10 protein-coding genes are annotated in these 12041 nt (G+C 72.2%); 5 read left to right on the forward strand and 5 right to left on the reverse strand.

The window, feature by feature from the left end; genetic code table 11:
- Positions 1-41: 41 nt before the first annotated feature.
- Positions 42-686 carry a TetR/AcrR family transcriptional regulator gene (locus ACWEN0_RS21205; RefSeq protein ID WP_451975860.1) on the forward strand — a complete coding sequence of 215 codons (645 nt, stop codon included), beginning with the start codon at positions 42-44 and terminating at the stop codon, positions 684-686.
- Positions 687-689: 3 nt separating this feature from the next.
- On the opposite strand, the gene ACWEN0_RS21210 is transcribed toward ACWEN0_RS21205, so the two are convergent.
- The 3 genes from ACWEN0_RS21210 to ACWEN0_RS21220 form a co-directional block, all read right to left on the reverse strand.
- A complete protein-coding gene (locus ACWEN0_RS21210) occupies positions 690-2354 on the reverse strand; it encodes a discoidin domain-containing protein (protein ID WP_451975863.1) in 1665 nt (554 codons plus the stop codon).
- Positions 2355-2465: 111 nt separating this feature from the next.
- Positions 2466-3602, reverse strand: coding sequence for an agmatine deiminase family protein (locus ACWEN0_RS21215; protein ID WP_451975865.1), 1137 nt, complete (start codon positions 3600-3602; stop codon positions 2466-2468).
- Between the two features lie 107 nt (positions 3603-3709).
- Positions 3710-4489, reverse strand: coding sequence for a TetR/AcrR family transcriptional regulator (locus tag ACWEN0_RS21220; protein ID WP_451975868.1), 780 nt, complete (start codon positions 4487-4489; stop codon positions 3710-3712).
- Between the two features lie 242 nt (positions 4490-4731).
- Between ACWEN0_RS21220 and ACWEN0_RS21225 the strand changes: the two genes are divergently transcribed.
- A complete protein-coding gene (locus ACWEN0_RS21225; RefSeq protein WP_451975871.1) occupies positions 4732-6042 on the forward strand; it encodes an NAD(P)/FAD-dependent oxidoreductase in 1311 nt (436 codons plus the stop codon).
- A gap of 57 nt (positions 6043-6099) precedes the next feature.
- The gene (locus ACWEN0_RS21230; RefSeq protein ID WP_451975874.1) at positions 6100-7311 is read left to right on the forward strand and encodes a PucR family transcriptional regulator; all 1212 of its coding nucleotides are present in this window, start codon (positions 6100-6102) and stop codon (positions 7309-7311) included.
- A 100-nt stretch (positions 7312-7411) separates the two neighbouring features.
- Here the strand turns inward: ACWEN0_RS21230 and ACWEN0_RS21235 are convergent, their stop codons facing one another.
- Positions 7412-8461, reverse strand: coding sequence for a YeiH family protein (locus tag ACWEN0_RS21235; protein WP_451975877.1), 1050 nt, complete (start codon positions 8459-8461; stop codon positions 7412-7414).
- A gap of 99 nt (positions 8462-8560) precedes the next feature.
- On the opposite strand from ACWEN0_RS21235, the gene ACWEN0_RS21240 reads away from it, so the two are divergent.
- Positions 8561-9316, forward strand: coding sequence for a GntR family transcriptional regulator (locus tag ACWEN0_RS21240; RefSeq protein ID WP_451975880.1), 756 nt, complete (start codon positions 8561-8563; stop codon positions 9314-9316).
- Positions 9317-9319: 3 nt separating this feature from the next.
- Here the strand turns inward: ACWEN0_RS21240 and ACWEN0_RS21245 are convergent, their stop codons facing one another.
- Positions 9320-9727: an SRPBCC family protein gene (locus ACWEN0_RS21245; RefSeq protein WP_451975883.1), complete on the reverse strand. Its 408-nt coding sequence runs from the start codon at positions 9725-9727 to the stop codon at positions 9320-9322.
- A gap of 158 nt (positions 9728-9885) precedes the next feature.
- Between ACWEN0_RS21245 and ACWEN0_RS21250 the strand changes: the two genes are divergently transcribed.
- On the forward strand, positions 9886-12039 hold the full coding sequence (locus ACWEN0_RS21250; RefSeq protein ID WP_451975886.1) for a hypothetical protein: 2154 nt from the start codon (positions 9886-9888) through the stop codon (positions 12037-12039).
- The last annotated feature ends 2 nt before the right edge of the window (positions 12040-12041 follow it).

Consider the following 12041-nt stretch of genomic DNA (forward strand, 5'->3'; position numbering starts at 1 on the left):
GACCGGTCGTCCCGGCCGGTCCGCCGGGTACGGTGCCCTGGATGAGAACCCAGGACCGGCTGCCCAAGGGGCCGCACGGCCTCAGCCGGGAAGAGGTGGCCGGCGCGCAGCGCGCCCGGCTGGTCGACGCGGTGCTGGCCAACGTCGGCGAACGCGGCTACGCGGCCACGACGGTCGGCCACGTCACGGCGTCGGCGGGCGTGTCACGCACGTCGTTCTACGAGCAGTTCTCCGGCAAGCAGGCCGCGTTCCTGGCCGCCTACCGCACGGTGACGGGGCGGTTCCTCGCCCAGGGCGTCGCGATCTCGGCCGAGGCGCCGACCCCGCTCGCCGCGGTCACCGCGTGCGGCGACTTCGTCGTCGGCTACGTGCGCCGACGTCCGGCAGCCGCCCGCGCGGTCCTGCTGGAGATCTACGCGGTGGGCGACGCGGGCCTGGAGGCACGCGAAGAGGTGTTGCGCGCCGGCGAAGCGGTGTTCGACCGGACGGCGGCGTGGCTGCGCACCACCGACCCGGAGGTGCCGCTTCCGCCGCCGTTCACCGCCCGCACCGTCGTCGCCGCGACGATCGAGCTGCTCACCCAGGCGATCTGGGCCGCCACCGACGAGGCGTACGACCGGGCCCGCGAAGCCATCCGGCACACCTGGCTGCTCGGCCTCTTCGGGCACCGGACCATCCCCGGCTGACGGTCAGCTGTACGCCTCGAACCGGGCGAGCTGCCCCGCCGGCCAGCCCGTGTTGCCCGTGCACGTGACGCGCAGGAACCGGCGGCTCGCCCCGGAAAGCGTGATGGTGACGCTGTTCCCGCGCGCCGGGTCGAAGACGTAGCCGGTCGAGGGGACCAGCGTGTCGAACGTCGTGCCGTCGGTGGAGCCGGACACGGTCAGCGTCTGCGTGCGGGTGCCCCACGCGCTCGACGGCGGGACGGCCAGCACGATCCGCGACACCGCGGTCGCCGCGCCGAGGTCCACCTGGAGCCACTGCGGGAACGCGTTGTTCGCGCTTTCCCAGTAGCTGTCCGGGTTTCCGTCGACGGCGTTGGCCGCGCCGTAGTTCTGCGTGTGGCTGCTTTCGCCGACCGGACGGCCGCGTGCCAGGTCGGTCGAGCCGCCCGTGGTGAGCGTCGGCGAGGTCGGGCGGACCGCCGTCAGCGGGATCTGGCCCTTCAGCATGCGGCCGCCGTCCGCGGTGAGGCGAAGGTAGTAGTCGGACGAGCAGGCGACGCCGTCTTCGTCCAGCGCGAGCAGACCCGAGCCCACCGGGGTCATCGACGCGTTCTCCGCCGTCTTCGCGATCTGGTTGCCTTCGCCGTATTCGTCGAACATCGAGATGTAGATGCCCTGCGCGCCGGCGCGGACCATGTTGTAGAACTGGCGCCACATGAAGTCGCCGTGGGCGCGCTGGCGGCCGGAGACGTCGCCCGGCAGGACGCACGGCTGGTAGTCGATGCCGTGGGCGGTGCAGTCCGCCTGGTCGGGGACGTTCAGGTTCTGGTACATCCAGTCCGAGCCCGCCACATCGCCGACGGCACCGACCATCCACGGCGAAATCATGTTGAACGAGCGGTAGACGTCGCCGAAGCCCGGCCGCGAGCCGCCGTCGCTCGTGCGCCATTCGCGGGGGACGCCGCCGATGACGTAGCAGCCCTGGCCCTTGAACCAGTTCACGACGTCGAGACACGTGTTCGCGTCCCACGGGTGGTTGCCGTCGTCGTAGCCGAAGCCCCAGATGCAGACGACCGGTTTGCCGTTCTGGCGCGCGTAGGCGGACGACGCCGTGTGCGCGGACATCTTCGCAGTCCAGTCGGCTTTCATCTCCGACTGCATGTTCGCCCAGCCGGTGGCGTCGTACATGATGTAGAACTTGCGGCCGTGCGCCTCGGCGGCGCTGCGGACCTTGGCGGCCATCGCGTCACGCGTCGGGCCTTCGCTGCTGTTGGGGTTGAAGCGCTGCAACGCGGCGGTGTCGCAGCCGTTCTGCTGCATCCACAGGAAGTGCGTGTCGACGGTCTGCTGGTCGTAGGACGAGAAGAGCGTCGCCGGCTGGCCGTTGCCGAAGTTGGCGTAGGCGGTCGGGTACGTGTGCGTGTACTCGCGCATGTCCGGCCAGGCCTTGATGACGTTGTTGGCCGGCGACGGCGTCCGGCCCCAGTCCTGGCTCCAGTGCCACCAGCCGTTGATCGGGGCGCCGTCGCCGGCGCAGGCGAACCAGCCCTGGTAGCCGACGGTGATCTTGCCGACGACGTCCCCGGGTGGACTGGCCGCGGCGGCCACCCGCGCGCCGGCGAGGGAAAGCGCTCCCCACGCCGAAGCGGCGGCGGCCGAACCGATGAACGTCCTGCGGGAGATTCCCATGCCGGGACTGTAGGCTCCGCGGCAAGAGGTGGCAAGAGTCGAACGACTTTCGGAAATTTACGTACAGAGTCGAGCAAGAATTGCCCGTCATGCGCGGTCGAAGTCGACGGCCTAAGCGGGCATGTCGTGGGTCGAGCAGTGGATCCCGCCACCGCCGGCGGCGATCCCGTCGATCGGGACCAGGACGACCTCGCGCCCCGGGAAGTGCTCGGCCAGGATGCCGCGGGCGCGGTCGTCGGCGGCCTCGTCGCCGAACTTGGGCAGGAACACGGCGCCGTTGGCGACGTAGAAGTTGGCGTAGGACGATACGAACGCCTCACCCCGGCCGGTGATCCGGTCCGGGTCCGGCTGCGGCAGGTCGACGACCTCGAGGCGCCGCCCGCCCGCGTCCGTCGCGGCGGCCAGCACGCCGCGGGCCTGGGCCGAGGCGCGTGACCAGACGTCTTCGGGTGCGCCCGGGAAAGGCTTGTCCAGCAGGACGACCCCGGGCGCGGTGTAGCGGACGAGGCAGTCGACGTGGGCGTCGGTGATGTCCTCGCCCTTGACGCCGGCGAGCCAGATCACCGTCGTGACGCCCAGCGTCTGCTTCAGCTCGGCTTCGACCCGTGCGCGGTCCTTGCCGGGGTTGCGGTTTTCGTTGACCAGCGAGCTTTCCGTGACCAGGAGGGTGCCCTGGCCGTCGGTTTCGAGCGCGCCGCCTTCGGCCACGAGCGGGGCGGCCAGCCGGGGCAGCCCGTACTTCTCCAGCACGGCCCGGGCGACCGCGCCGTCGCGGCGGTGCTGCTGCTTGCCGCCCCAGCCGTTGAAACCGAAGTCGACACCCGCGGGCTTCCCGGCGTCCCGGACGAAGACCGGGGCGGTGTCGCGGGCCCACAGGTCGTCGACCGCGATCTCGGCCACTTCGACGTCCGGGCCGGCGGCTTCCTGGGCGGCGTCCCGGTTTTCGGGCCCGGCGAGGAGGACGACGTGTTCGTGCCCGGCGATCGCCCGGGCGAGCCGGGCGATGTCGGCCTGCACCGCGGGCAGGTCCGCACCCCAGATGCCGTCGGACGCCGGCCAGGCCATGAGCGTGCGGGCGTGGTTTTCCCACTCGGCACCGAAACTCCGCCCGGCGGCCGCGGTTTTGCCGCCGGCCACGGCGGTCTCGGGCGGTGTCTCCGTGCCGCACGCGGCGACGGTGAGCGCGGTGGCGCCGAGCCCGAGCGCGGCGGCGAGCGCGGTGCGGCGGGAAAGGGGTGCGTGCGTCATCGGGCGGGCTCCTGCTTCGGCCGGGGTGCGGTGGACCCAGCCTGACACTGACTGAAAGTTCAGTCAAATCGGAGCTGACGGAATTTTCAGTGAGGTGGGTGACAGGGTCAGCCGCCGAGTTCGGCGGTGACTGCGCCGAGGACCAGGCCACGGGCCCGGTGCAGGTCGAGGGTGCCGGAGAGCCAGCGTTCGGACAGGCCTTCGACCAGCGCGGTCAGCCGCTCGGCGACGTCGGCCGCGGGGCTGGTCGGGCGGGCGGGGGTTGGTGCAGCGATGTGGGAAGGGTGCGCGGCCTCGCCCGTGGCGGCGGCGGGGCCGGAGGCGTGTGCGGCGTTGCCTGGGGCGGCGGCGGTGGGGTTGGATGCGTGTGCGGCGTTGCCTGGGGCGGTGGCTGTGGGGTGGGAAGGGTGCGCGGTCTCGCCCGGCGCGGCGGCAGGGCTGGAGGAGTGTGCGGCTTCGCCCGGCGCACCAACCGCCGCAGCAGCGCGTGCGGCCTCCACCAGCTCCGCGATCTCCTCCACCCAGATCCGGGTGGCTTCGGCGAGCCGCTCCCGCAAACCGTCCTCGAAGATCGCGCTGGCCCGCAGCTCGCCCCACGCCGTGCTGTTCTCGCGGATCTCCGGCAGGTCCTGCAACTCCAGCAACAGCCGCTGTTCCAGTGCGGTTCGCGCGTCCGGGGCCGTCGGCACGGTGTAGTTCCCGGCCCGGTCGTTGACGTGGTCCAGCGTCGCGCGCAGCAACCCGGCGCGGTCCTTGAAGTGGTAGTAGATCAGCCCGGTGGAGACGCCCGCCGCCGCCGCGACTTCCTCGACGCGCAGCCCCCGGACGCCGCTGTGGGCGACCATGGTGACCGCGGCGCGGAGAATGCTGTCTCGCTTGCCCGCCACCTCGAACCCCCTTGACCGAAGCTTCAGTCAACACGGTAGCCGAGCGAGGAATGTCGTGCCCTGCCGGGCGTTCTCGCGGCGATCGTAGGGTGCGCGGCGCCTCAGGCCGGGGGCTGGCGGGCCTCCCGGGGCCAATGGACATCCGTTGCTCCCGGTCCCGCCGGATCGCGACAGCTGTCGGGCGACGGCGGGCCGCGGGCGCCGCACACTGGGATGCCGGGAGCACAGGGAGGACGAAGGCGATGAGCTCGGAAGTCAGCGCGGACGCCGTGGTGGTCGGCGCGGGCGTGATCGGATCGGCGATCGCGCTCGAACTGGCCAGGACGACCCGCCGGGTGGTGGTCGTGGATCGCGCGAGCGGCGCCGGGCAGGGCTCGACGAGCGCGTCGAGTGCCGTGGTGCGGTACAACTTCTCGACGCTGCCGGGGGTGGCCGCCGCCTGGGAGGCGCACTTCTGCTGGTCGGCGTGGGCCGACCACCTCGGCCACGACGTCGGGGACCTGGCCCGGTTCGAACGCAGCGGCCTGGTCATGCTCGACGTCGAGGCCGCGCCGCGGGCCGGCTGGCTGCCGCTGTTCGACGAAGTCGGCGTGCCGTACGAGGAGTGGGACAGCGCCACGCTCGCCGAGCGGGTGCCCGGCATCGATCCCGGCCGGTTCTGGCCGCCCCGGCGCATCGACGACGACGCGTTCTGGGCGGACGCCGCGGGCACCCTCGGCGGGGTCCACACCCCCGACGCGGGGTACGTCACCGACCCGCAGCTCGCGGCGCGGAACCTCGCGGACGCGGCGGCCGAGGAAGGCGCGTGGTTCCGGTTCCGCAGCACGGTGTCCGGTGTGGACGTTTCCGGCGGCCGGGTGACCGGTGTCGTGCTGGCCGACGGCACGAGGATCTTCGCGCCGGTCGTGGTCAACGCGGCGGGGCCGTGGTCGGGCCGGCTCAACGCGCTGGCCGTGGTCGGGGCGGACTTCACGATCGGCGTGCGGCCGCTGCGCCAGGAGGTCGCCCACGTGCTCGCGCCCGAGGGCTACCACCCGGCGGGCGGGGTGGGCCCGGCCGTGGCCGACATGGACCTGGGCACCTACTTCCGCGGCGAGGTCGGCGGCGGCCTGCTCGTCGGGGGCACCGAGCCGCCCTGCGACCCGCTGCACTGGCTCGACGACCCCGACGACGCCGGCGAGCACCCGACCATGGCCGTGTTCGAAGCCCAGGTCACCCGCGCCGCGCGGCGCCTGCCCGGGCTGCGGGTGCCGAACCGGGCGCGCGGGGTGGTCGGCGTGTACGACGCGGCCGACGACTGGACGCCGATCTACGACCGCACCGAGCTGCCGGGCTTCTACGTCGCGATGGGCACCAGCGGCAACCAGTTCAAGAACGCCCCGGTCGTCGGCAGGCTCATGACGACGCTGATCGAGCAGGTCGAAGCGGGCGTGGACCACGACGCCGACCCGGTGCGCTACAAGGGCGTCCACACCGGGCTGGAGATCGACCTCGGCGCGTTCTCCCGCAAACGCGAGCGCAACACCGGCAGCTCCGGCACGGTGATGGGCTGAGCGGTGCCCCCGCACGCGGGCTACGGTGGACGGCAGCCGCCGAGCGGAAGGGGTGCCGTGGCCGACCGCGACCTCCAGTCCATCGTGGACGAACTCGCCGAGCGCCTGCAGCGGTCGGTCGCGATCGACGACCCGGCCATCCGGCTGCTCGCGGCGAGCCGCCACTTCGGCGACGAGGACGCGTTGCGCGTCAACTCGGTCCTCAACCGGGCCGTGGAGCCGGAGATCGTCGACCACATCCTCGCCCAGGGCATCAGCCGCTGGGTGACGCCCGGCGTGGTCGGCGTCGAGGGCGCGTGGTCGCGGCTGTGCGCGCCGGTGCGCTGCAACGGCATGCTGCTCGGCTACCTGTGGCTGATCGACAAGGACGGCGCGTTCACCGAAGCCGAGACGGCCGCCGCGGGCGAGGCGGCCGCCACCGCCGGCGCGATGCTGCTGCGCAGGCTGCTGCTGCACGAGCGGTCGAAGGCCCGGCAGGAAGGCATCCTGCGGGAGCTCGTCTCCGGCGACGCGGCGGTGCGCGCGCAGGCGATCGAAGACCTGCGCGCCGAGCAGCTCTTCGGGGACGAGAGCACGCACTTCACCGTGCTGGCCGTGCAGTGCCGGGCGGCCGCCGCACCGCAGGAGGTCGCGTTCGAGGCGGCGGTCGAGGACGGCGTCCGCGCGGTCGCCGACGACGTCGCCCTGATGGCGGCGAACCGGTCGCGCGCCTGGATCCTGCTCGTGCAACGGGTCCCGCCGACCCGGGCCTTGGTCGACGCCGTCGCCGAGCGGATCACCGCCCGCTTCCGGCGCCTGGGGGACGAGAGCGCGCGGCCGGTGTTCGGGCTCGGTGGCACCGTGACCGCCCTCGGCGACGTCGTGGCGTCCTACCGGGAGGCGCTGCTGGCCGCCCGCGCGGCCCTGCTGCTGCCCGGCATCGGGTCGCTGGCCCGTTGGGGTGAGCTGGGGCCGTACGAACTCCTGCTGAAGCTGCCGCCGGAGGACCTGCTCACCGCCTCCCCGGTGCCGGCGCTCGCGGCGGTCGAGCAGGAGGACACCCACCACGTCCTGATCGGCACGCTCACGAGCTTCTTCGACCACGGCGGGAACATCCAGCGCACGGCCGACGCCCTGAGTGTCCACCGCGCCACGCTTTACCAGCGGCTCAAGCGGATCGAGCAGATCACCGGGTGCAGCCTCGACTCCGGCGACGACCGGCTCGTGCTGCACCTCGGGCTCAAGTTGCGGGTCCTCGCCGCCGCCTACCGCGACCACCTCGGCGGCTGAGCCGCGCGACGAACGTCGCCCCGGGCGTCCGACCGGACACTCGCCACGACGCTGCCGAGCACCACCGCCGGAGACGAAGGGCGCGAGCCCGCGCCGGTGATCAGAGCGTCCCGGTGAGGGCCTGCAGGCCGAGGCTCGTCGCGGTGACGGCGATCCACAGCAGGCCGCCGAGCAGCAGCGGGCGGGCGCCGGCGCGGCGCATGTCGGCCAGGCGCAGGGAAAGCCCGATGCCGGCCAGGGCCGTCGTGATCAGGAAGGTGCCCAGCGCCGAGAGGACGGGGTGCCACGAGGCCGGGAAGAAGCCGAGGCTGTTGAGCGTCGCGGCGGCGAGGAAGCCGAGGAGGAAGAGCGGGACGACCCGGCGCCACGGCATCGCCGCGACGCTGAACCCGGCGCCGGTCTCGCGGCGGGCCTTCAGGAAGCCGAGCACGACGACGACCGGGATCAGGGTGAGCGTGCGGGTGAGCTTGACGACCAAGCCGTAGGAGCCGGCGTCGCCGCCGTAGGCGAAGGAGGCGGCGACAACCGACGAGGTGTCGTTGATCGCGGTGCCCGCCCACAGGCCGAAGGCGTGCGGGCTCATCCCGAGCAGGTGCCCGAGCGGCGGGAACAGCAGCACGGCGGCGATGTTGAAGGTGAAGATCGTGCCGATGGCGTAGGCGACTTCGGCCTGCTTCGGCCGGATGACCGCGGTGGTGGCGGCGATCGCGGACGCGCCGCAGATGCCGGTGCCGACGCCGATGAGCGTCTGCGTGTCGCCGCGGACGCCGAGCCACCGGCCGAGCAGCCACGCGCCGCCGAGCGCGACGGCGAGCGTGCCGAGCATGACCGGCAGCGAGCCGCCGCCGACGGCCAGCACCTGCCGCAGCGACAGGCCGGTGCCGAGCACCACGATCGAGGCCTGCAGCACGGGCTTCGCGGCCACGGCGTAGCCGGGCGCCCAGCGCTCGGCGCGCAGCCCCGGCACGACGGCCGCGGCCAGCGCGCCGAGCAGGATGCCGAAGACCGGCGCGCCGACGACCGGGGCCAGCTCGCCCAGCGCGGTCGCGACCGCGGCGACGCCGACGGCGACCAGCAGGCCCGGCACCACGCCGCGGGGGCGTGGCGCGGGCGACGGCCGGTCGACGGGCGCGTTCTGGGTCGTGGTCACCGGGGCAGCCTCCGCGAAGAAATGTACGTACATTCAACTTAGAGGATGTCCGGACATTTGGCCATGGGTAGGGTCGGGCCGACACCCGGGAGGGACGCCATGCCACCGCGGACGCTCAGCCGGTCCGGCTCCGAGCCGCTCTGGCGCCAGCTGCAGCACGAGCTGCTGACCAGGCTCGACGCCGGCGAGTTCGCCGACCAGTTCCCGGGCGAGCTCGCGCTGGTCGAGGAGTACGGCGTGAGCCGGAGCACAGTGCGCCAGGCGCTGCGGCAGCTGCGCGCGGACGGTGTGATCGTCGCCGAGCGCGGCCGCCAGCCCCGCGTCGCGCCCCCGGCCGAAATCGCCCAGCCGATGGGCGCCCTGTACAGCCTGTTCGCGTCGGTGGAGGCGGCCGGCCTGACCCAGCGCAGCGTCGTCCGCGCGTTCGACGTCCGGGCCGACGCGCTGGTCGCCGAGCGGCTCGAGCTGGAGGCGTCGACGCCGCTGGTCTACCTCGAACGCCTGCGCCTGGCCGGCGACGAGCCCCTGGCCCTCGACCGCGTCTGGCTCCCGGCGGAAGTGGCGAAACCGGTGCTGCAAGCCGACTTCACGCACACCGGTCTGTACGCCGAGCTGGCCGCGCGCACCGGCGTCCGGCTGGACCACGGCCGGGAAGAGGTCCACGCGGTGATCCCGACGGCGGCCGAGCGCAGCCAGCTCGCCTGCGCGCACGACGTCGCGGCGTTCGCGATCAACCGCCTCAGCCACGCGCGCGGCCGCCCGGTGGAGTGGCGCCACACCCTGGTCCGCGGCGACCGCTACGCGCTGACGGCGGAGTTCTCGGCGTCGGGGTACCGGCTCATCGGCCGCGCCTGACCGTCAGCCCCGGGGACGATCGAGGGTCCGCTTGACGACGCCCAGCCCGTGCGCCATCGCCTCGGCCATCGAGCCGGCGAGCGCTTCGGGCAGCACGTCGCGGCTCCACACCAGCCGGCACCGCCGTGCCCCGTCGGCGAAGACCTGCATGACGGCGTGGTCGTGCTCGGGCCGCACACTCCCGCCGACGACCGAGTAGGCGATCCGGCGGAGGTCGTGGTCGACGCCGATCCGCCGTTCCCGCACGACGGTGCCGTCGGCGAAGGTGACCACCCGGCAATCGCCTTCGGCCCGCGTGTCCAGCACGAACCCGGGCGCCATCCGGGAAGGCCCCGCGGCGAAGTCGCCGATCACCTCCCACACGTCCCCGGCAGCGGCTTCGATCACGGTTTCCCGGCTGATGAACGTCATCCGCACAGCCTGCCCGGACGCGGCGCCGGGGTCTTGAAGATCCTTGCGGTGGTGTCAGGAGACGAGTTCGACCACCAGACAACGGGAAGTGGTTTGTCCGTCGAGTGTCCCGTCTTTGTCATGGGCACTGCCTCGCGGCGTCATTAGCATGGTCGATCGTGACCGCTGAGCGCTTGCCACACGAGTTGGAAGAGCTTGAGCAGTTGGTGCAGTCCGCGGTCGGAAAGCTTGCCGCGGCGCCGTTCCTTCGGCCTGACGGTGCCCGTGGGGTTCTGGAAGACGTTGCGCGCGGGGGAGACGGACTCGCCGGGTTCGATTGGCCACGTGAGATGTCCGATGCCGAACGTCGTCGCAGATCGGCCGACCTGCTGCGCACGACCACCCTTTTCGCGGCCGGCGAGGGCAGGCTTCAGTTCGATCGCCCTGATGTGGCGGACTACCTCCACGCACATTACGTCGTCAGGCGGTACCCCCGCGCCCGGTCCCTTCGAGTGCGGAAGTACCTGGCGCCACAGGCGATGTGGCCGTGGCCGGACGCCGGGATGCAGCAGATCCTTGCCGCGTTGTGGTGGCGTTCCGCCCGGCCGGTTGTGGAGCAGCGGATTCGTACCCTGTTGCACGAGCGAAACCGGGATCCGAACATCCGGTTCGTGATCGAACTGTCCCGGCGGGACCTGCTTGCGGACGGCGGTGTCCGCGAGCAGGTCCTCGAGGTACTGCGCGAGGCCCTTGCGAAGTCCGACGCGTGGAAGGCAACGGTCGGCTGGCTGTTCGAGCTCGACGGCGGCCAGGCTCTCACCGAACTGGAGTCGATGGTCCGGAATCCCGGCCAGGGCACAACGGACCGCCGACGGCTCGCCGCGGTCGGCGAGATCACGAGCCGCGACAAGCTCCGAGGCGCGAAGAGCCTCGCCATCCTCGCGGGAAACTTGACGGGCGAACCACGGGATCGATTCGACACCGCGAACCTGATCTTGGCGCATGACCGGGCACAGGGGATCCGTGCCCTCGGACTGCTGGCTGCGAGCCGCGACATGGAGGACCTGCGTGCGGACGCGGTGATCCTCATCGGGGCGCCCGAGTTGATGCAGGAGTTCATCGCGGCAGGCTACGGGCTGCCCGACCGGAAGCGAGCGGAAATCCTGGCTGCCCTGCTGGCCTTGCCGGGCTCGGACTGGGCCGCCGCGGCGAGGAAGTTCGCGGCGACGGCCGCCGAGGTGGGCACCGCCGTGCGGATCGCCGACCTGGTCCGTGGCCGTGACCCCGCGGCAGGTTCGCGGATCTTGGAGGACCTGCTCGACCGTCGGGATCTGGTCGACGGGCAAGCTGGGTACCGCGCCGCGGTCATGATCGGTGAGATCGAGCCTGCGCTGGCCATTCCGGCGTTGGAACGGTTCGCCGCTCTTCCATTGGTGTCTCCGAGTTTACGGGTGGCTGCGGGAACCCGAATCGTCGCCACCCATGGCGGATCGACGGCAACGTTGGTCGGCCTGGCGGAAAACCGCGAGCTTGAAGCGGTGTACCGCGGAGACGCAGCTCGGGCTGTCGGTGGCGTCGACAAGCCCTTGGCGGCCCGGCTGTTCATCTCGATCGCGACGAATGGCTCGTCGAGCCAGGTCGCCAGGCTGAACTGGCTGCGCGAGGCGTACAAGTGTGACGCCGCGATGACCACGTCAGTGCTCGCCGAACTCGCGGAGGACCGGCAGGTCCCGGGCAAGGTCCGGCTCGAAGCCGTGCGGGTGGCATTGCCCACCCTCCGTCGTGACCGGATCTTCGCTCTCTACCGCTCGATGGTCGAAAACTCCGATGATCAAACGGCGATGGAGGCCGCCCGAAACGTCGCCGAAAGGGACGTCCCGAGCGGCCGCCGGTTGTTCCTCAAGGTGGCCGAGCGACCGAAGGCACCCATCGAGCTGCGGATCACCGCGGCGATCGAGGCCGGGGCCGACGGGGTGAGCGTGCTCCGTCGGTTCGCGACGACCGCCCACCCGGTCAATGCTCGCCTTCGGGCCGCGAAGGCGCTCCTTCCCCATGATCGTTCGGGCGGGAAGGCGGCACTGCAGGCCATCGTCAGAGGAGCGGAGGGGCGGATCCGGATTCTCGCCGCTCAGGCCCTCCCGGGAAACTCGTCGGTCGCCGAAGCCCTTGTCTACGTTTCGACGCACGACCGTAACCACACGGTTCGTCTCGAGGCCGCGGACATCGCGATGGATCACGACAGAAGGCTGGCGCGGCCGGCGATGCAAAGGCTCGTCGACGACCCGCGTACACCCGGCAAAATCCGGGAACAGGCGCGCCGTCGGCTCGGCTGACG

This window comes from Amycolatopsis sp. NPDC004378 (assembly GCF_053602455.1).